The following is a 19,347-nucleotide window of genomic DNA, read 5'->3' on the forward strand; positions in this document are numbered from 1 at the left end:
TGCCTCGGTGCTCACTCGTCGTGGCCTGCTCGCCGGCAGCGCACTCGCGCTGCTGGCGGGCTGCTCGTCGGCTCCGTCCGGGCCGCCCCCCGGGCCGCCCGCGACGTCACCGCCGACCGGCCTGACGCCCCTGAGCGCGCCCGTCACCGTGCAGCGGATGCACTCGGCGGCCCGCAGCACCGACGTCGAGCTGGTCCTCATCACCCCCGAAGGCGTCCCGGCCTCGGGGCTGCCGGTGTGCCTGGCCCTGCACGGCCGCGGCGCCCGCGCCCGGACGTTCCTCGACCTCGGCGTCCCCGAAGCGCTGACCAAGGCCGTCCGCGCGGGCGTCCCGCCGTTCGCGATCGCCGCACCCGACGGTGACCACTACTGGGTGAACGTCGGCGAGAACGACGACCCGCAGCGGATGTTGTCCGAAGAACTTCCCGCCTGGCTTACCCAGCGCGACCTCAAAGCGCCCGCGGCCGTGTTCGGCATCTCGATGGGCGGCTTCGGCGCCCTCCGCTTCGCCCGCGCCCACCCGGACCTGAAGGCGACGGCCGTGGCGAGCGCCGCTCTGTTCGTGAGCTGGCCGGACGCCCGCGCCCGCAAGGTGTTCGCCGACGAGGCCACCTGGCGCGCGGAGGAGCCGCTGCTGCACCCGGGGGACGTCCGAGGCGCGGACCTGGGCGTCTGGTGCGGGGAGTCGGACCCGTTCCTGGGGGCGGACCGCAAGCTGGTGAAGGCGGTGTCCCCGGCCGTGGCGCGGTTCTCGCCGGGCAAGCACGAAGACGCCTACTGGCGCGGGGTGCTGCCCGACGTGCTCGAGTTCGCCGGCCGGCGGCTCACCCCAGCTGGCTGATGCGGACCATGTTCCCCGCCGGGTCCCGGAACGCGCAGTCGCGGACGCCGTAGGGCTGGTCCATCGGCTCCTGGACGACATCGGCGCCGCTCGCCTGGACCTGGTCGAACGTGCCCGCCAGGTCCGCGGACGCCAGCACGATCGACGCGTAGCTGCCCTTGGCCATCAGCTCGGCGATCGTGCGGCGCTCGTCGTCGGTGAGGCCCGGGTCGGCGGCCGGCGGGTGCAGCACGATCGACGTGTGCGGCTGGTCGGGCGGGCCGACCGTGATCCAGCGCATGTCCCCGTACCCCACGTCGTTGCGCACCTCGAAGCCCAGCGCGTCACGGTAGAACGCCAGCGACTTCTCCGGGTCGTCGGCGGGGAGGAACGTGTGCTGGATGATGAGGTTCATGCCGCTCACGATAAGTGGGGGCGAGTGGGCGTCGCTTCTCGATTCCTGATCGGCCGCATGACCTGCTTGGCGAGACAGGTGGGGATCCCCTCGCCGTCGCCCGCCGCCAGGCGCTTGTAGGCGCTCGGAGAGAGGCCGACCAGTTCGGAGAACCGCGTGCTGAACGTCCCGAGCGACGAGCAGCCGACCTCGAAGCAGACCTCGGTGACCGACAGGTCACCCCGGCGCAGCAGGGTCATCGCCCGCTCGATGCGCCGGGTCATCAGGTAGCTGTAGGGCGACTCGCCGAAGGCGGCGCGGAACTCGCGGCTCAGGTGCCCCGCCGAGAGGTGGACGCCGCGCGCCAGCGCCTCGACGTCCAGCGGCTGCGCGTAGTCCCGGTCGATCCGGTCGCGGACGCGGCGCAGCAGCACGAGTTCGCGCAGGCGCGCGTCTGATCTGCCGGTCACGCGAACAGCATGCCCGCTGGATCGCGTCACCGCAAAGACAGCGCCCCGGGCGTCGTGAGTGGTCAGGGCGGTGAGAACCGCCTAACCACTCACGACCGCGGGGCGGCGGGCGAACAGGATCGCTTGGGGAACGTCATCGTCCGGGGCCATCAGCCATTCCGCCTCGATCTCGAACCCCGCGTCGCGCACGAGCGCGCCCACCCGCTCCGGGCGGCGGCGGTGGATGTGCACCTTCATCGGGTGGCCGCCGTAGCCCTGGGTCTTCAGCGTGGACTCGTCGCCGACGTGATAGCCGATCATCAGCCGGCCGCCCGGGCGCAGCACCCGGTGGAAGTGGCCCAGCACGCCGGGGACCGCGTCGTCCGGGATGTGGATCAGCGACCAGGACGCGAGCACCCCCGCGACGGAGGTGTCCGGCAGCGGCAGGTCCGTCATCGAGCCCACCTCGAACCGGACGCCGGGGTACGCCTCGCGGGCCAGCTCGATCATCGACGGCGAGAGGTCGACGCCGGACGCGTCCAGGCCGAGGGAAGCCAGGTGGGCGGTGAAGTGCCCCGGACCGCAGCCGACGTCCACGACCGGGCCGCCGGCCTGCTCGGCGAACAGCGCGAGCGCCGCCCGCAGGTACGGCTGGGTCGTGACGGCGTCACGCACGATGCCGGCGTAGCTCGACGCCACCGTGTCGTACGACGTGCGGGTGTCCGCGAGCCAGTCGTTCACGGCAACGGGTGGGCGGCCGGGGCCCGCAGGCCGTCGAGGACCAGGGCGAGCCCGCGCCGCCAGTCCGGGGACGCCGTCGCCGCGGCGAACACCACGGCGAGGTCGAGGGTGCGGAAGTCCGGCCGCAGCGCGCCGGCGTCCTGCGCCCGCTTGACGATCCGGTCCATCCGGGAACCGTTGGCGCGCTTGGCTTTTTCGAGTGCCGACGCCGGATCGAACGTCCGTGAGCACACCTCGGTGAAGCCGCGGTCGGTCACCTGCATCCGCACCGAGCGCTCGAGGTAGAGCACGAAGCCCTCCCACGGGTCCGCACAGGCGAGGGCCTCGTCGCTGATCGCCTGCGCCTCCTCCAGCGTCGGCAGGAACGCGGCCTCGACGAGGTCGGCGCGGGTCGGGAAGCGGTTGTAGAGGGTGCCGATCGCGACCTCGGCGCGGCGGGCGATCTCGTCCAGCGGGGCGTCGACGCCCTTGGCGCCGAACACCTCCCGCGCAGCCGCCACCAGCGCCTCGCGGTTGCGCCGGGCGTCCGCGCGCAAGGGGCGCTGCTCCACCGTCACGGTCCGGAGTGTAGCCGTCCGGGTTGCTTCCTGATCGGAACCTCACAGAGCCCGTGCGCGGTCGCCACCGGGAGCACAATGGGGGGAGCGGGCTCGGCCCGCGTCGAGGCGGACACACGAGGGAGGCCGGCGCATGCACTCCGACCTCACGCCGTCGGGCCGCACCGGGGTCCTCCTCGTCGGCACCCGCGGGCAGCGGGGGCCCGGGGAGGTGCTGATCAGGATCAGGGGTGGCCTGGAAACCTTCCTGGCCTGGTCCGACACGGAGCTGCCGAGGGGGACGACCGTGCTGGTCGTCGAAACCCGGGGCCGGCGCACGGTCGACGTCGTGGCGTGGGACGTTCCCGAATCCGCGCCGGAAACCACTTCCTAGTGTTCGTCTAAGGACAGTCGATGTTCGGTTATCGCGTGCCGGCCCCCAACGAGGCGATGCTCATTTCGGGCGGCAAGACCAGCAAGGGCGCGTCGCCGTTCCGGGTCGTCACCGGCCACGGCGCGTTTGTCATGCCGGTGTTCCGGAAAGTCCGGTTCCTGACGCTTTCGATGTGCGAAGCCGAAGTGACCGAAGTATGCGTGACGAAACAGGCCATCGCGCTGACCGTGCGGGCGGTGATCGCGTTCAAGGTCGGCAACGACACCGAGAGCATCGTCAACGCCGGTCAGCGGTTCCTCTCCGACCAGGACCAGATGTCCGTGCTGACCGGCCGGATCTTCTCCGGCCACCTGCGCTCGATCATCGGGTCGATGACGGTCGAGGAGATCATCACCGAGCGGCAGAAGCTGGCGACCGAGGTGCTGGACGGCTCGGCGGTGGAAATGGCGAAGATCGGCCTGTCGGTCGACGCCCTGCAGATCCAGTCGATCGACGACATGAAGCTCGGCTACATCGCCGCGATGGCCGCGCCGCACAACGCCGCCATCCAGCGGGACGCGCAGATCGCGCAGGCCGTGGCGAACAAGAAGGCGGCCGAGGCCGAGCAGGAGTCGCAGCGGACGCAGGCGGCGTACGTCCGGCAGACGTCGATCGTGCAGGCGCAGTACCGCGCCGAGGTCGAGGCGGCTCAGGCCGAGGCGTCGCAGGCCGGGCCGCTCGCCCAGGCGAAGGCGCAGCAGGAGGTCATCGACGCGCGGACCGAGCTGGCCCAGCGCGAAGCGGAGCTGCGCCAGCAGCAGCTGGTGGCCGAGGTCATCAAGCCGGCCGACGCGGAAGCCGAGCGGATCCGCATCCTGGCCGTGGCCGACGCCGAGAAGATGCGCGTGCAGGCGGAAGCGGCGGCGTCGAACAACCGCGTCGCGCTCGACCGGATGCTCATCGACCAGCTGCCGCTGATCGTCAAGGAGGCCGGGCGCGGCCTGGCCGGCGCGAACGTCAACATCCTCAACGGCGCCGACGGCCTGGGCGAGATGGCCGCGGGCCTCGTCGGCCAGGGACTGTCCATTCTGGACTCCGTGAAGCGCGGGCTGAGCACGCCGCCCGTTCCCGCACCCGCGGTTTCCCCCGAGAGCAACGGAAAAGCCATCACCGCGAAGCCCGGCGAAGTGACCCAGTCCTGAACCAATACTGAACCGGTACTGAACCGGTTCCGCGGGCCCGAGCGGCGACGGGCCCGCGGAATCCGGCTCACATGCGGGGCAGCCCCCGCGGGTTGACCTCCGACGCCGGCAAGGCCTCCGACGTCAGGTTCCAGCGCTTGAGGACCTCGGCGTACTTCCCGTTCCCGAGCACCGTGCCGACGATCTTCGTCTTGCCCTCCACCGCTACGTGGTAGGCCGACGTCGGGTTGGGCCCAGCCCGGCGGACTTGTTCTGCTGGTCCCAGCGCAGCAGGATCTGCTCCTGGTTCGTCCCGGCGCCGACGCCGACGGTGAGCCCGGCGATGTCCTGCGCCTCGCGCACCGCGATGTTCTTGTCGCCCCGCACCTCGAACGCGATCGTGTCCTTGCGGTAGGTCGCGAAGTCGTACTTGTCCTTGCGCTCCTCGGTCACCGTGATGTTCGAGAACCCGCTGTCGCACTGTTCGGTGAAAGAACGAGGAAGACATGCGCCTGCCCTCGCACGGGGACGCTTTCCGTTGACGTCGTCGACTTCAGGAAGCCGGGGCGAGCCCGGTCAACGAGCCGCCGCCCGATTCCAGATCCTGGACGGCGGCTTTCAGGCCGTGGGTTTGGCGGCTACGACGAGGTCGCGGAGGATGGCTTGGTCCACCCGGTGGGCGAACTCGTCGTAGGGCCCGCCTTCGCGGACGTCGAGGCCGGCCTTCTCAAGGATCGCGACGAGTTCTTCGCGGGGCAGGACGGTGGTGTTCCACGAGATGCCGAGCGCGCCACCCGGCTTGAGGACCCGGGTCCACACCGGGATCGCCGCCGCCAGCAGGTCGCGCGGGCTGCGCTGCAGGCCCGCGTCGCGGTGGCTGCCGTGCTGGACGCCGTACGGGGCGTCCGTGACGATCACGTCGGCGGAGTTCGCGCGCAGGACCTCGTCGGTCGTCAGGGTGTCCGCGTTGAAGTACGTGAGCTTGCGGGTGTCGCCCGCCTTGTAGTCCTCTTTGGTCATCGCGTACTCGATGTCGAGGCGGCGGCCGAGGCGGGCCTTGTTGCGGCGCAGCACGCCGGACTCCGCCGTGTGCTTCACACGCTTGTTCCGCAGCCACGTCTTGATGAACGCCTCGTACGCCTCGAAGTCCTTGGCGTCGACGTCCAGGCCGGTGGCGTGCAGGCCGTACATGATCGCCTGGTTGAGCGTGGTGCCGCGGCCGCACAGCGGGTCGAGCAGGTACCGCGGCTTGTCCGAGGCGGGGTCCGCGGTGGCCAGCAGCGTGATGTTCAGCAGCAGCTTGGTGAACGACTCGTTGGTCTTGCCCGCGTACTTCTGGATGGTCAGCAGGTCCGAGTCGGCCTTCGCGAGCGGCGTCACCTTCACCGGGCGCAGCACGTCGCCGTCCAGCTCGAACAGCGCGTACAACGACGACAGGTTCGACAGCAGCGCGAGGTCGCGCTCGCCGAGCGGCGCGGAGCTGGTGAAGCGGACGTAGCCGACGCCGCCGAGCTCGACGTCCTCGATGCCGGACAGCTCGGCCGCCAGCGCCGTGCCGAACACCGCCAGCTCGGCGCGCAGCAGCGCGGGGGAGGAGGCGGCGTAGACCCGGTTGGCGGACGGGTGGACCAGGATCACGTACTCGGACATCCCGCAGAGCGTAGCGTGACGCACCGTGACCTCCACTTTGGCGCAGGACATCGAGGCCGCGGCCGCATTGCTCGCCACGGCGACCGACGTGACGGTGCTCGGGCACGTCCGTCCCGACGCGGACGCCCTGGGCAGCGCGCTCGCGCTCGGCCGGGCCCTGCTCCAGCGGGGCGCGCGGGTGCGCGTCTCCTTCGGCGAGCCCGACGAAGCGCCCGAGACGCTGCGGTGGCTCGACGAGGACGGCCTGCTCACCCACCCGGACGACCTGCCCACGACCGAGGCGCTGCTGGTGTGCGTCGACACACCGGTGCCGAAGCGGCTGGGCCGGCTCGCCGGGCGCGTCGAGCTGGCCGGTGACGTGCTGGTGATCGACCACCACGCGACCAACACGTTCTACGGCACCCAGCACGTCGTCGACGAGAGCGCCGAGGCCAGCGCGATCCTGGTGTTCCGGGTCCTCGACGCGATGGGCGTCGAGCCGGACGAGCCGATCGCGCGCGGGCTCTACGCCGGGATCGTCACCGACACCAGCGGGTTCCGCCGGGCGAGCCCGGAGACGCACCGGATGGCGGCGCGGCTGCTGGAGGCGGGCGTCGACCCCGAGGCGGTGGTGCGGCGGATCGTCGACGAGCGCCCGTTCGCGTGGCTGCCGATGCTGTCGTCGGTGCTGGCCGGCGCCGTGCTCGAGCCGGAAGCCGCGCAGGGCAGGGGTTTTGTGCACGCGGTCGTCGGGATCGACGCCGCGAGCACGGTGCGGGCCGAGGAGGTCGAGTCGGTCGTCGACGTCGTCCGCTCGGTGCGCGAGGCGGCCGTGGCGGCGGTCCTCAAGCAGGACCCGGCGAACCCCGCGCAGTGGCAGATCTCGTTGCGCTCCCTCGGGATCGACGTCTCCGCGGTGGCCGCGGAGTTCGGCGGCGGCGGGCACCGGCAGGCCGCTGGGTGCACCATCCCGGGCACCGCCGAGGAGGTCCTGGCCGGCCTGCGGGCCGCGCTGGAGCGGGCGCCGCTGCTCTAGGACCCCGGTTCCCGCCGGCCGGAACTTGTCGGGGCCGGCGGTTAGAGTCCGGCTCGTGGTGAACGTGGAGGAGAGCGAGCGGGTCCCGGCCAAGCGGGTGCTGGGGCTGGCCGTGCCGGCGCTGGGCGTGCTGGCCGCCGAGCCGTTGTACGTGCTGGTCGACACAGCGGTCGTCGGCCACCTCGACGCGCTGTCGCTGGCCGGGCTCGCGCTCGGCGGGGTCGTGCTGTCGCAGGTGTCGAGCCAGCTGACGTTCCTGTCGTACGGCACGACGTCGCGCACGGCCCGCCTGCACGGCGCCGGCCGCCGGGCCGACGCCGTGCGCGAAGGCGTCCAGGCGACGTGGCTGGCGCTGTTCGTCGGGCTCTTCGTGCTGGTCGCCGGGCAGCTGCTGGCCTGGCCGATCGCGCGGGTGCTCTCGGGCAGCGACGAGATCACGAGCGCCGCGGTGTCGTGGCTGCGGATCGCGTTGTTCGGGGCGCCGCTGATCCTGGTCACCATGGCCGGCAACGGCTGGATGCGCGGGGTGCAGGACGCCGTCAAACCGCTGCGGTACGTGCTGGCGGGCAACGGGATCTCGGCCGTGCTGTGCCCGGCGCTCGTCTACTGGGCCGGGCTCGGCCTGGAGGGCTCGGCGATCGCGAACGTCGCCGCGCAGGTGATCTCGGCGTCACTGTTCTTCGCGGCCCTGGTACGCGAGAAGGTGGGCCTGCGGCCGGACTTCAAGGTGATGCGCGCCCAGCTCGGCCTCGGCCGCGACCTGGTGCTGCGCAGCCTCGGGTTCCAGGCGTGCTTCGTCTCGGCGGCGGCCGTCGCGGCCCGGACGTCGACCGAGGCGGTCGGCGCGCACCAGGTGGTGCTGCAGCTGTGGGTGTTCCTCTCGCTGATCCTGGACTCGGTCGCGATCGCGGCGCAGTCCCTGGTCGGGGCCGCGCTCGGCGCCGGCTCGGCGCGGCAGGCGCGCGGCGTCGCCACGCAGATCACCAGGTACGGGCTGCTGATGGGGTGCTTCCTGGGGGTGCTGTTCGCGGCGCTGTCGTGGGTGCTGCCGCACGCCTTCACGTCCGACGCGGGGGTGCTGGCCGAGGTCCCGCACGCGTGGTGGTTCTTCGTGGCGCTGCAACCGATCGCGGGTGTGGTCTTCGCCCTGGACGGCGTGCTGCTGGGCGCGGGCGACGCGGCCTTCCTCCGCAACGCGACGCTCGGCAGCGCGGCCCTGGGCTTCCTCCCGCTGATCTGGGCGTCCCTCGGTTTCGGCTGGGGCCTCACGGGCATCTGGACCGGGCTCTCGCTGTTCATGGTCCTGCGCCTGGTGGCGGTCCTGGTCCGCTGGCGCTCGGGAAACTGGGCGGTCACCGGCGCCATCCGCCCCGCCTGACGTGGGAACGGCGCGGCTAGCGGGCCCCGCGCCGCGAGCAGAGCCACCGACCGGTCCGGGTACCCGTGGCTCCCGAGCACCGCGGCCGCCGACGGGATCGCCACGATCGACCCCGCCCGCCGCCGGACCGGCCGACGTCACCAGGACGTCGCACGGCCCGGCCGCCGACGTCAGCGCTTCGAAGGCCCTCCGATTCGGGAAAGCCGGTGCACCGTGTGGTGAACGCCACCGGGGTAACGGCTAGGTTTCGCCGTTGCTTAGGCGCTACAAGTAGTGGGGACGGCAGTGAGGGCGTCCCGTACCGCAAGCCCCTAGTCACTGGAGGTCCCCGTGCCGCCCGCCACCGGCCGCGCCACCGCCCGGTCCTGGCTCATCTGGCTCGCCGCCGTCACCGTCTACCTCCTCGCGGTGTTCCACCGCACCTCCTTCGGCGTCGCCGGGCTGCAGGCGGCCGAACGCTTCGGCGTCGGCGCGGCCGCGCTCGGCACGTTCACCGTGCTGCAGGTCGGCGTCTACGCCGCGATGCAGATCCCGACCGGCGTCCTGGTCGACCGCTACGGCCCGCGCCGCGTGCTCACCGTCGCCGTGCTGATCCTCGGCGCCGGCCAGCTCCTGCTCGGCGTCGCGCACTCCTACGGCCTCGGCCTGCTCGCCCGCGGTGTGCTCGGCCTCGGCGACGCGCTCACGTTCGTCAGCGTGCTGCGGCTGGTCGCGGCCCATTTCCCGGGCCGCCAGTACGCGCTGCTGACGTCGTTCACCGCGGCCATCGGCTACGTCGGGAACCTCGCCGCCACCGTCCCGCTGTCGCTCGTGCTCGACAGCGCCGGCTGGACGCCCACCTTCCTCGCGGTCGGCGCGCTGACCGTGCTCTACACGCTGGTCGTGACGCTGCGGGTGCGCGACGTCCCGGCCGGTGTCGAGGTGCCGGCCCGCGAAGCCGTCCGCCCGCGCGAGCTCGCGCACCAGGTCGCCGAGGCGTGGCGGACCCCGGGGACGCGCCTGGGGTTCTGGGTCCACTTCAGCACGATGTTCGCGCCGAACGCGCTGACGCTGCTGTGGGGTGTGCCGTGGCTGGTGCAGGGCCAGGGGCAGTCGAAGGCCGCCGCGAGCGCGCTGCTCACGGTGTTCGTCTTCGGCTCGATGGCCGGCGGCCCGCTGCTGGGTGGCCTGATCGGCCGGCACCCGTCGCTGCGGATGCCGATGGTCGGCGGCTACATCGGCGGCGCCGCGGTGGTGTGGGCGGTGCTGCTGAGCTGGCCCGGCCAGGTGCCGGTGGCGCTGCTGGTGCCCGCGTTCGCCTTCCTCGCGCTCGGCGGCCCGGCGTCGATGATCGGCTTCGCGCTGGCTCGCGACTACAACCCGCTCAGCCGCGTCGGCACCGCGACCGGCGTGGTCAACGTCGGCGGCTTCGTCGCGACGACGATCGCCGCGCTCGCGGTCGGCGTGCTGCTGCAGTGGACCGGCGGGAACTTCCGGTGGTCCCTGCTGACGATCGTCGTGCTCCTGGCGATCGGCACCTCGCGGATGCTCGTGTGGTGGCGCCGCACGCGCACCCACCTGTTCCTCGCCGAGGCCCGCGGCGAGGAACTGCCGGTCCGGATCACCCGCCGCCGCTGGGACGCGGCCCTGCCGGAGACGCCGATCGTCGCCGCCTGACCCGGGGCGTCAGGGCCCGCCCGGCCCCGGGATCTCGGCCTGCATGAGGTGCCGGGCCACGGCGAACCCGCGCCGCTCGTAGGCCGGCACCGCGCGTCTCGACGAATGCACCGTGACCCGCTCGAGCCCGAGGTCCGCGGCCAGGCGCAGGATCCCGTGGATCAGCAGGCCGCCGAGGCCGCTGTCGCGGACTTCCGGCGAGACGTAGACGCTCTGCACGTCGCCGGCGGCCCGGGTGAACGCCGTCGGCGTCGGCACGCGCGCGGTGATCGCGAGGAACGCCATCCCGAGCACCTCGTCTTCGCGCACCACCACCAGGCACCGGTGGGTGGCCGCGTGCTCCCGCGCCCACGCGCCGAACTCCCGCACGAACCGGTCGCGCCCGGCGGCGGGCAGGCCGTCCCGCTCGGCGACCCAGCGCCACCGCAGCCCGGCGACGGCTTCGAACTCGGCCGCCGCGGCGGGCCGGACTTCGATCTTCGCCACGCCTTCATCCTGGCCCTCCGCCGCGCCACCGCTCAAGCACCCGGCTGCCTTACCCGCCACGCCGATCGCGCCGCCCGAACGCACCCGATCGGCCGACGATCAGCGGCCGCTAGGGTTTGCCGCGTGTCGAGCCCCAAACCGCCCCGCCGCCCCGCCCCGCCGCCCGGTCTCGTGATCGTCGACAAGCCCGCCGGGATGACGTCGCACGACGTCGTCGCCCGCGCCCGCCGGTTCATGGGCACCCGCAAGGTCGGGCACGCCGGCACGCTCGACCCGATGGCGACCGGCGTGCTGGTGCTCGGCATCGAGCGCGCCACCAAGCTGCTCGGCCACCTGGCGCTCGACCGCAAGACCTACCTGGCGACGCTGTCGATGGGCAGCAGCACCACGACCGACGACGCGGAGGGCGAAATCCTCACCACGGCGGAAACCGGCGCGGTGACCGACGAGGCGATCACCGCCGGGATCGCCAAGCTCACCGGCGCCATCCAGCAGGTGCCCAGCGCGGTCAGCGCCGTCAAGATCGACGGCAAGCGCGCCTACGCCCGGGTCCGCGCGGGCGAGGACGTCGTCATCCCGCCGCGCCCGGTCACCGTCTACCGCTTCGACGTCCTGGGCATCCGCCACGAGGACGACCACGTCGAGGTCGACGCCGTCGTCGAGTGCTCGTCCGGCACCTACGTCCGCGCGCTGGCCCGCGACCTGGGCGCCGACCTCGGCGTCGGCGGTCACCTGATGGCCTTGCGGCGCACCACGGTCGGCCCGTTCAGCCTGGCCAGGGCGCGCACGCTGGACCAGCTGGAGGAGCAGCCCGAGCTGAGCCTGGACCTCGACGCCGCCGTCGCCGCCGCCTTCCCGCGGCGCGACCTCGACGCCGCGACGGCCAAGGCGGTCCGCCACGGCCAGCGCATCCCGGCGGCCGGGCTCGAGGGCACCTACGGCCTCTTCGGACCCGACGGCCGGGTGCTCGCGCTGGCCGCGGATGAACAAGGCGTGTCCAAAGCAGTGGTCGTGTTGCTGCCCGCCTAGGGTGGGGCCGGAAAGACGGGAGAGTGACGTGCTGCGGTGGCGTGGGCTGGGGGACCTTCCCGGCGGCTGGGGCCGGTGCGTGGTCACCATCGGCGTGTTCGACGGGGTACACCGCGGGCACCAGGAGCTCATCAACCGGACCGCCGCCGCGGCCGCCGAGCGCGGCCTGCCGAGCGTGGTCCTGACCTTCGACCCGCACCCGTCGGAGGTGCTGCGCCCCGGGAGCCACCCGGCGCAGCTGACGACGTTGCGGCGCAAGGCCCAGCTCGTCGAAGGCCTCGGCGTCGACGTCTTCTGCGTGCTGCCGTTCACCTTGGAGCTGTCCCGGCTGCAGCCGGAGGAGTTCGTGCACGAGGTGCTGGTCGACCGGCTGCACGCGGCCGCGGTGATCGTCGGCGACAACTTCACCTTCGGCGCCAAGGCCGCCGGTACCGTCGAGCTGCTGCGCACCCTCGGCCGCCGCTTCGGCTTCGCCGCCTACGGCGCGGAACTGCAGGGCAAGGAACTGTCCGAAGAGGACCAGTCGGCCATCACGTTCTCCAGCACGTACGTCCGGTCCTGCATCGACGCCGGGGACGTGGTCGCCGCCGCCGAGGCGCTCGGCCGCCCGCACCGGCTCGAGGGCATCGTCGTCCGCGGCGACGGCCGGGGCCACGAACTCGGCTACCCGACGGCGAACCTGTCGACCCCGCGGTTCGCCGCCGTCCCGGCCGACGGCGTCTACAGCGCCTGGTTCACCCGCTCGGCGGACCCGTCGCGGCGGCTGCGCGCCGCGGTGTCGGTGGGCACGAACCCGACGTTCTCCGGGCGCGAGCGCACCGTCGAGGCGTTCGTCCTCGACGTCGACGAGGACTTCTACGGCCAGCACGTCGCGATCGACTTCGTCACCCGGTTGCGCGATCAGGTCCGGTTCGCCGACTCGGCCGGGCTGGTCACCCAGATCGACGAGGACGTCGTCCAGACCAGAAAGGCCCTCCCGGACGCGGGGTAACGCCTCGACCGGGGCGAAAAGGGGAATTCCGCGTTCACGGACGTGATCGTGATGGCAAGATGCTCACGGACAGTGTGCGTGCAGACTGTGCGGGCGAAGCGGCGGTTTAGGGGAGCGGAACTGGTGGAGGACCACAAGATCGTCCAGCGGAACATCGCGCTGCAGCGGGAGTGGTACGGGGAGCCCCTGGGCGACCGCGTGCGCCGGCTCGTCGTCGCCTTCGACGTTTCGCAGGCGTTCCTGGCCGAGGTCCTCGGCATCAGCGCCCCCATGCTCAGCCAGGTGATGAGCGGGCGGCGCGCGAAGATCGGCAACCCGGTCGTGCTGGCCCGGATGATCATGCTCGAACGCAAGATCCTGGTCCCCGAGGTCGCCGCCGGCAACCGCGACGCGATGCTGGCCGCGATGGAGGACGTCCGCGACTCCCGGCCCACCGTCGGCCGCGACAACATCCCGGTGGTCAACGAAGACCAGAAAGTCCTCGCCTACCTGCGGGACCTGGCCGAGGACGAGGACCTGGGCGAGGCCGCCAAGCGGCTCGACGACGAGTTCCCGGCGATCGCCGACCTGCTGCGCCGGGCCGGTCACGGCGGCTGATGACGGCCCTGTTCAGCGCCCTGCTCCCGCCGGACGACGTCGTCGAAGCGGCCGCCGAGGCGCTGGGGGAGCCCGGCGGCGGCCTGACCTGGGAGCCGCCGGAGAGGTGGCACGTCACGCTCGCCTACTACGGCCGGGACGACCTCGCCGTCCGCGCGGCCTGGCTGGCGGACCGGCTGGCCGGCCGGCGGGCGGTGGACGTCCGGCTGGAAAAGGCCGCGACGTTCCCCGGGGTGCTGTGGTTGACTGTCGCCGGATCGGAGCTGACGCCGCTCGCGCACGCCGCGGGGGCCGGCGCCGAGGCGAGGCCGTACGTGGCCCACTTGACGCTGGCGCGGTTCCCCCGGGAAGAACCCGGGCCCGCCGAGCGGTGGACCGCGGAGCTGGCCGGCTTCACGAGCCGGAACTGGCAGGCCACGCGGGTGGCGCTGATGACCAGCGAGCGCGAACCGGGCGGAACCCGCTACCGGGTGGCCCGCGAGTTCGAGCTGAACCGCGCCTGAAGGCACAGTTCAGCGGGCTGGTAACCTCAATGATCGGGTCCGGCTGCAGTCCGTGGCGGCCGTGACCGACTTCCCGGCGTTCATTCCGCGTCCGGGGCCGCACGGCACTGATTATCTCGAGGAGTTACACAAGTGGCGCTGTCCACCGAAGAGAAGAAGTCGATCCTGGCCGAGTACGGCGTGCACGACTCGGACACGGGATCCCCCGAGGCCCAGGTCGCGCTGCTGACCAAGCGGATCGTCGGCCTCACCGAGCACCTCAAGGCTCACAAGCACGACCACCACTCGCGTCGCGGGCTCCTGCTGCTGGTCGGCCGTCGCCGCCGGCTGCTGAACTACGTGATGAAGGTGGACATCGAGCGTTACCGTGCGCTGATCCAGCGCCTCGGCCTGCGCCGATAGCTTGAACCCGAAGGGGAGTGACCGCCGGTCGCTCCCCTTCGGTTTGAGAGAACAACGGCGCGAGCGCGCCCGGGGAACCGTCCGCCGGTCCTCGGTAGTGGCTTCCGGGAAAGAGTCCCGGGGGCTTCGATCGAAGACCGGCATCACTCCTCGAGCGTCCTCAGCGAATCGGGTCCCAGGGTGGGAGACTCGCGTCGTACGAAGGAACTAAAGAGGAGAAACACCCTATGACCGACTCCACCGGAGTCACCGTGCACGAAGCAGAAGCCGTGATCGACAACGGCCGCTTCGGCACCCGCACCGTCCGCTTCGAGACGGGCCGCCTGGCCAAGCAGGCCGCCGGCGCCGTCGTCGCGTACCTCGACGAAGAGACCATGCTGCTCTCGGCGACGACCGCGTCGAAGCACCCGAAGGACCACTTCGACTTCTTCCCCCTGACGGTGGACGTCGAGGAGCGCATGTACGCGGCCGGCCGCATCCCCGGCGCGTTCTTCCGCCGCGAGGGCCGCCCCTCGACCGACGCGATCCTGACCTGCCGCCTGATCGACCGGCCGCTGCGCCCGTCGTTCACCGACGGTCTCCGCAACGAGATCCAGGTCGTCATCACGGTCCAGAGCCTCAACCCGGACGACCCGTACGACGTGCTGGCCATCAACGCCGCGTCGGCGTCGACCCAGATCGCCGGCCTGCCGTTCTCGGGCCCGGTCGGCGGCGTCCGCGTCGCCCTGATCGAGGACCAGTGGGTCGCGTTCCCGACCTGGTCGCAGCTCGCGAAGGCCACCTTCAACATGGTCGTCGCCGGCCGCATCGTCGGTGATGACGTCGCGATCATGATGGTCGAGGCCGAGGGCACCGAGAACACGCTCGACCTGATCGCCGACGGCGGCAAGGCGCCGGACGAGGTCTCGGTCGCGCAGGGCCTCGAGGCGGCCAAGCCGTTCATCAAGGTGCTGTGCGAAGCCCAGCAGAAGCTGGCCGACGTCGCCGCCAAGCCGACCGGCGAGTTCCCGGTCTTCCTGGCCTACGAGCAGGACGCCTTCGACGCCGTCGCCGCGATCGCGACCGACGACCTGGCGAACGCCCTGCAGATCGCCGGCAAGCAGGACCGCGACGCCGCGACCGACCAGGTCAAGGCCGCCGTGCTGGAGAAGGTCGGCATCAACGAGGGCGAAGCCTTCGAGGGCCGCGAGAAGGAGATCGGCGCCGCGTTCAAGGCGCTGTCCAAGAAGGTCATGCGCAAGCGCGTCCTGACGGACAAGATCCGCATGGACGGCCGTGGCCTGACCGACATCCGGTCGCTGTCGGCCGAGGTCGCCGTGATCCCGCGGGCCCACGGTTCGGCACTCTTCGAGCGTGGAGAAACGCAGATCCTGGGCGTCACCACGCTGAACATGCTTCGCCTGGAGCAGCAGATCGACTCGCTGTCCCCGGAGACGCACAAGCGCTACATGCACCACTACAACTTCCCGCCGTTCTCCACCGGCGAGACCGGCCGCGTCGGTTCGCCGAAGCGGCGCGAGATCGGCCACGGCATGCTCGCCGAGCGCGCCCTGGTCCCGGTGCTGCCGAAGCGCGACGAGTTCCCGTACGCGATCCGCCAGGTCTCCGAGGCGCTGGGCTCCAACGGCTCGACCTCGATGGGCTCGGTCTGCGCGTCCACCATGGGCCTGTACAACGCCGGTGTGCCGCTGAAGGCGCCGGTCGCGGGCATCGCGATGGGCCTCATCTCCGACGAGGTCGACGGCGAGACGCGCTACGTCGCGCTGACCGACATCCTCGGGGCCGAGGACGCCATGGGCGACATGGACTTCAAGGTCGCCGGCACCAAGGACATCATCACCGCCCTGCAGCTGGACACGAAGCTCGACGGCATCCCCTCCGAGGTGCTCGCCGCCGCGCTGAAGCAGGCGAAGGACGCCCGTCTCACCATCCTGGAGGTCATCGCCGAGGCGATCGACGGCCCGGACGAGATGAGCCCGTACTCGCCGCGCGTCACCAGCGTGAAGATCCCGGTGGACAAGATCGGCGAGGTCATCGGCCCGAAGGGCAAGATGATCAACTCGATCACCGAGCAGACCGGTGCCGACATCTCCATCGAGGACGACGGCACGATCTACGTGGGCGCGGCCGACGGCCCGTCGGCGGAGGCGGCGATCGACCTGATCAACGCCATCGCCAACCCGCAGCTGCCCAAGGTCGGCGAGCGCTTCCTCGGCACCGTGGTGAAGACGGCCGCCTTCGGCGCGTTCGTCTCGCTGCTGCCGGGCAAGGACGGCCTGGTGCACATCTCCAAGCTGGGCAACGGCAAGCGGATCGCCAAGGTCGAGGACGTCGTCAACGTGGGCGACAAGCTCCGCGTCGAGATCGCCGACATCGACAACCGCGGCAAGATCAGCCTGATCGTCGTCCAGGAGGAGGAGGCCCCGGCCGCCACTCCCGCCGCCGACGCCGACGCCGAGAAGGCCGACGCCTAAGCAAGACCCGGCTCGTCCGGTTCGTGACAGTTCCGTCGAAGGCCTCCTCGCCGTCTCCCGGTGAGGAGGCCTTCACGGCATCGTGAGTAAGGAACCCATGGCACGGCAGGTTTCCGGGCACGAGCAGCCCGTCGGCACCACCCGCACGCTGGAGTCCACTCCGGACGGTGCGGTCGTCAAGCGCAGTGTGCTCGCCGGCGGTCTGCGCGTGATCACCGAGCACGTCCCGGCGTCCCGGTCGGCGACGGTCGGGCTGTGGGTCGGCATCGGCTCGCGCGACGAACCGGACGCCGTCGCCGGGGCCGCGCACTACCTCGAACACCTGCTGTTCAAGGGAACCCGGCACCGCGACGCCACGCAGATCGCCGAGGAGATCGACGCGGTCGGCGGCGAGTTCAACGCCTTCACCGCGAAGGAGCACACCTGCTACTACGCGCAGGTGCTCGACGCCGACCTTCCGCTGGCCGTGGACCTGGTCACCGACGTCGTGTTCGAGGCGCTCTGCACCGACCGCGACATGGACATGGAACGCAGCGTCGTCCTCGAAGAGATCTCGATGCGCGACGACGACCCCGAAGACCTGCTGCACGAGACGTTCGTCAGCGCGATCCTCGGCGACCACGCGCTCGGCCGCCCGGTGCTCGGCACCGAGAAGTCGATCATCGAGATGTCGCCTGCCGCCCTGCGCGGGTTCTACAAGCGCCGCTACACGCTGCCGCGGATGGTGCTGGCGGTGGCCGGGAACATCGAGCACAACCAGGTGCTTCGCCTGGTGCGCAAGGCTTTGAAGGAACGGCTGACCGGCGGCGCGACGCCGCTCGCGCCGCGTGAGGGCCGGGCGCGGATCAAGACCCCGCCGAAGCTGGCGCTGCACACCGACGACACCGAGCAGGCGCACGTCATGCTCGGCCTGCGGTCGCTGTCGCGCCACGACGACCGCCGGTTCGCGCTGTCGGTGCTCAACGCGGCGCTCGGCGGCGGCATGAGCTCGCGGCTGTTCCAGGAGATCCGCGAGCAGCGCGGGCTGGCGTACCAGGTGTACTCGTCGGTCGCGAGCTACTCCGACACCGGTCACATGTCCGTGTACGCGGGCTGCCAGCCGGAGAAGCTCGGGGACGTCGCGGGCGTGATCCGCGAGGTGCTCGACAAGGTCGGCGTCGACGGCCTGACCGAGGCCGAGGTGGTCCGCGCCAAGGGGCAGCTGCGCGGCGGGATCGTGCTGGGCCTGGAGGACACGTCGTCGCGGATGTCGCGGATCGGCAAGAACGAACTCAACTACGCCCACTACCTGGGCGTCGACGACACGATCGCGCGCATCGACGCCGTCACCACCGACGAGGTGTGTGCGCTCGCTCGCACTTTGTTCGCACGGCCGGGCGGGGTCTCGGCGGCGGCGGTCGTCGGGCCGTACGCTCACGCCGACGACCTTCCTGACGACCTGCACGAGGTGATCGCTTCATGACCATCAACGTCGGTGTGCTCGGCGCCCGCGGCCGGATGGGCGCGACGGTGGTGAAGGCCGTCGAAAGCGCCGGCGACATGAAGGTCGTCGCCGCGCTCGACGCCGGGGACGACTTCGCGGCGCTGGCCGAGGCCCAGGTCGTCGTCGACTTCACCCACCCCGACGCCGTGATGGACAACCTGAAGTACCTGGTGGCGCACGACATCCACGCGGTCGTCGGCACCACCGGCTTCAGCGAGGAACGCCTCTCCGAGCTTCGCGGGCTCTTGGCGCCGAAGCCGTCGCTGGGTGTGCTGATCGCGCCGAACTTCGCGCTCGGCGCGGTGCTGGCGATGCGCTTCGCGGCGCAGGCAGCGAAGTTCTACGCCTCGGCCGAGATCATCGAGCTGCACCACAACCGCAAGGCCGACGCGCCGTCGGGCACCGCCGCGCACACCGCCCGGATGATCGCCGCGGCGCGTGCCGAGGCCGGCGTCGAGCCGGGTCCGGACGCGACGACGGCCGAACTGGACGGGGCCCGCGGCGCCACGGTCGAGGACGTCCGCGTCCACTCGGTCCGGCTGCCCGGGCTGGTCGCGCACGAGGAGATCCTGTTCGGCGGCGAGGGGGAGACCCTGACCATCCGCCACGACTCCCTCGACCGGACGTCGTTCATGCCGGGTGTGCTGCTCGGCGTGCGCACGGTGCTCACGCGTCCCGGCCTGACGGTCGGCCTGGAGAACGTGCTCGACCTGTGAAGGCCCGCCCATGAAAGCCCGCAATGTCGCGCTGCTGATGACGGCGGCGCTGGTCGTCTACCTGTTCCTGCTCGCGGACCGGGCGTTCGCGCTGTTCGCGTCCGGGACGGGCGTGGGCATCGCGCTCGGGATCGGCGTGCTGCTGCTGCCGATCCTGGGGATCTGGATCGTCGTGGTCACCTGGCGCAACGGCCTGCAGATCCAGCGGCTGTCCCGCCGGCTGGACAGCGAGGGCGAGCTCCCGGACGTCTCCGACCTGCCGCGCCGCCCGTCGGGCCGGGTGGACCGCGACGCGGCCGACGCGTGGTTCGACCAGCGTCGCGCGGAGGTCCAGGTCGACCAGGAGAACTGGCGCGCCTGGTACAAGCTCGCGTACGCCTACGACATCGCGGGCGACCGCCGCCGGGCCCGCGAGACGATGAAGAAGGCCCTGGAACTGGAAGCCGCCGACCACTGACCCCGCCCGGCCGCCC

23 protein-coding genes are annotated in these 19,347 nt (G+C 71.8%); 15 read left to right on the forward strand and 8 right to left on the reverse strand.

Going from position 1 to position 19,347, the window contains the following annotated elements; all coding sequences use genetic code 11:
• Positions 1-7 precede the first annotated feature (7 nt).
• Positions 8-841, forward strand: coding sequence for an alpha/beta hydrolase (locus OG494_RS02610; RefSeq protein ID WP_328451555.1), 834 nt, complete (start codon positions 8-10; stop codon positions 839-841).
• Here the strand turns inward: OG494_RS02610 and OG494_RS02615 are convergent.
• From OG494_RS02615 to OG494_RS02630, 4 genes are all read right to left on the reverse strand, one after another.
• Positions 825-1,235 carry a VOC family protein gene (locus OG494_RS02615; protein WP_328451557.1) on the reverse strand — a complete coding sequence of 137 codons (411 nt, stop codon included), beginning with the start codon at positions 1,233-1,235 and terminating at the stop codon, positions 825-827. The two genes, OG494_RS02610 and OG494_RS02615, sit on opposite strands and share 17 nt — an antisense overlap.
• 5 nt (positions 1,236-1,240) lie before the next feature.
• Positions 1,241-1,684 carry a helix-turn-helix transcriptional regulator gene (locus OG494_RS02620; RefSeq protein WP_328451559.1) on the reverse strand — a complete coding sequence of 148 codons (444 nt, stop codon included), beginning with the start codon at positions 1,682-1,684 and terminating at the stop codon, positions 1,241-1,243.
• Between the two features lie 81 nt (positions 1,685-1,765).
• Positions 1,766-2,404, reverse strand: coding sequence for a class I SAM-dependent methyltransferase (locus tag OG494_RS02625; protein ID WP_328451561.1), 639 nt, complete (start codon positions 2,402-2,404; stop codon positions 1,766-1,768).
• On the reverse strand, positions 2,401-2,961 hold the full coding sequence (locus tag OG494_RS02630; RefSeq protein WP_328451563.1) for a TetR/AcrR family transcriptional regulator: 561 nt from the start codon (positions 2,959-2,961) through the stop codon (positions 2,401-2,403). Before OG494_RS02630 ends, OG494_RS02625 begins: the two co-directional genes overlap by 4 nt.
• Before the next feature lie 133 nt (positions 2,962-3,094).
• On the opposite strand from OG494_RS02630, the gene OG494_RS02635 reads away from it, so the two are divergent.
• Together OG494_RS02635 and OG494_RS02640 are read left to right on the forward strand one after the other, a co-directional pair.
• Positions 3,095-3,334: a hypothetical protein gene (locus OG494_RS02635; protein WP_328451565.1), complete on the forward strand. Its 240-nt coding sequence runs from the start codon at positions 3,095-3,097 to the stop codon at positions 3,332-3,334.
• Between the two features lie 20 nt (positions 3,335-3,354).
• On the forward strand, positions 3,355-4,515 hold the full coding sequence (locus OG494_RS02640) for an SPFH domain-containing protein (protein ID WP_328451567.1): 1,161 nt from the start codon (positions 3,355-3,357) through the stop codon (positions 4,513-4,515).
• 67 nt (positions 4,516-4,582) lie between these two features.
• Here OG494_RS02640 and OG494_RS02645 read toward each other — a convergent pair whose 3' ends face one another.
• From OG494_RS02645 to OG494_RS02655, 3 genes are all read right to left on the reverse strand, one after another.
• Positions 4,583-4,717, reverse strand: coding sequence for a hypothetical protein (locus OG494_RS02645; RefSeq protein ID WP_328451569.1), 135 nt, complete (start codon positions 4,715-4,717; stop codon positions 4,583-4,585).
• Between the two features lie 2 nt (positions 4,718-4,719).
• A complete protein-coding gene (locus OG494_RS02650; RefSeq protein WP_328451571.1) occupies positions 4,720-4,947 on the reverse strand; it encodes a transporter substrate-binding domain-containing protein in 228 nt (75 codons plus the stop codon).
• 165 nt (positions 4,948-5,112) lie between these two features.
• Positions 5,113-6,144, reverse strand: a complete 1,032-nt coding sequence (locus OG494_RS02655; protein WP_328451573.1) for a TRM11 family SAM-dependent methyltransferase — start codon at positions 6,142-6,144, stop codon at positions 5,113-5,115.
• 25 nt (positions 6,145-6,169) lie between these two features.
• Here OG494_RS02655 and OG494_RS02660 point away from each other — a divergent pair, with 25 nt between their 5' ends.
• The 3 genes from OG494_RS02660 (at position 6,170) to OG494_RS02670 (ending at position 10,193) form a co-directional block, all read left to right on the forward strand.
• Positions 6,170-7,159: a DHH family phosphoesterase gene (locus tag OG494_RS02660; RefSeq protein ID WP_328451575.1), complete on the forward strand. Its 990-nt coding sequence runs from the start codon at positions 6,170-6,172 to the stop codon at positions 7,157-7,159.
• A 58-nt stretch (positions 7,160-7,217) separates the two neighbouring features.
• The gene (locus tag OG494_RS02665) at positions 7,218-8,537 is read left to right on the forward strand and encodes an MATE family efflux transporter (protein ID WP_328458853.1); all 1,320 of its coding nucleotides are present in this window, start codon (positions 7,218-7,220) and stop codon (positions 8,535-8,537) included.
• A gap of 330 nt (positions 8,538-8,867) precedes the next feature.
• Positions 8,868-10,193 (forward strand): MFS transporter, encoded by a 1,326-nt coding sequence (locus OG494_RS02670; RefSeq protein WP_328451577.1) that lies wholly within the window; start codon positions 8,868-8,870, stop codon positions 10,191-10,193.
• Positions 10,194-10,202: 9 nt separating this feature from the next.
• Here the strand turns inward: OG494_RS02670 and OG494_RS02675 are convergent, their stop codons facing one another.
• Entirely contained in the window at positions 10,203-10,679 is a 477-nt protein-coding gene (locus tag OG494_RS02675) for a GNAT family N-acetyltransferase (RefSeq protein WP_328451579.1), read from the reverse strand.
• A gap of 123 nt (positions 10,680-10,802) precedes the next feature.
• On the opposite strand from OG494_RS02675, the gene truB reads away from it, so the two are divergent.
• The 9 genes from truB (at position 10,803) to OG494_RS02720 (ending at position 19,331) form a co-directional block, all read left to right on the forward strand.
• Positions 10,803-11,708 carry a tRNA pseudouridine(55) synthase TruB gene (gene truB / locus OG494_RS02680; protein ID WP_328451581.1) on the forward strand — a complete coding sequence of 302 codons (906 nt, stop codon included), beginning with the start codon at positions 10,803-10,805 and terminating at the stop codon, positions 11,706-11,708.
• A 28-nt stretch (positions 11,709-11,736) separates the two neighbouring features.
• Positions 11,737-12,699, forward strand: a complete 963-nt coding sequence (locus OG494_RS02685; protein ID WP_328451583.1) for a bifunctional riboflavin kinase/FAD synthetase — start codon at positions 11,737-11,739, stop codon at positions 12,697-12,699.
• Between the two features lie 123 nt (positions 12,700-12,822).
• Positions 12,823-13,296: a helix-turn-helix transcriptional regulator gene (locus OG494_RS02690; protein ID WP_328451585.1), complete on the forward strand. Its 474-nt coding sequence runs from the start codon at positions 12,823-12,825 to the stop codon at positions 13,294-13,296.
• Positions 13,296-13,799: an RNA 2',3'-cyclic phosphodiesterase gene (gene thpR / locus OG494_RS02695; protein WP_328451587.1), complete on the forward strand. Its 504-nt coding sequence runs from the start codon at positions 13,296-13,298 to the stop codon at positions 13,797-13,799. The genes OG494_RS02690 and thpR overlap by 1 nt, the downstream gene beginning before the upstream one ends.
• A 132-nt stretch (positions 13,800-13,931) precedes the next feature.
• Positions 13,932-14,201, forward strand: a complete 270-nt coding sequence (gene rpsO, locus OG494_RS02700) for a 30S ribosomal protein S15 (protein ID WP_003084034.1) — start codon at positions 13,932-13,934, stop codon at positions 14,199-14,201.
• A 227-nt stretch (positions 14,202-14,428) separates the two neighbouring features.
• Complete coding sequence (locus OG494_RS02705) at positions 14,429-16,675, forward strand: polyribonucleotide nucleotidyltransferase (RefSeq protein WP_328451591.1); 2,247 nt, start codon at positions 14,429-14,431, stop codon at positions 16,673-16,675.
• 97 nt (positions 16,676-16,772) lie between these two features.
• Entirely contained in the window at positions 16,773-18,137 is a 1,365-nt protein-coding gene (locus tag OG494_RS02710) for a M16 family metallopeptidase (protein ID WP_328451593.1), read from the forward strand.
• Entirely contained in the window at positions 18,134-18,874 is a 741-nt protein-coding gene (dapB, locus tag OG494_RS02715; RefSeq protein ID WP_328451595.1) for a 4-hydroxy-tetrahydrodipicolinate reductase, read from the forward strand. The genes OG494_RS02710 and dapB overlap by 4 nt, the downstream gene beginning before the upstream one ends.
• A 10-nt stretch (positions 18,875-18,884) precedes the next feature.
• Positions 18,885-19,331 carry a tetratricopeptide repeat protein gene (locus tag OG494_RS02720; RefSeq protein WP_328451597.1) on the forward strand — a complete coding sequence of 149 codons (447 nt, stop codon included), beginning with the start codon at positions 18,885-18,887 and terminating at the stop codon, positions 19,329-19,331.
• Positions 19,332-19,347 lie beyond the last annotated feature (16 nt).

It is taken from the genome of Amycolatopsis sp. NBC_00438, assembly GCF_036026695.1.
In the GTDB taxonomy this organism is placed as follows: Bacteria; Actinomycetota; Actinomycetes; order Mycobacteriales; family Pseudonocardiaceae; genus Amycolatopsis.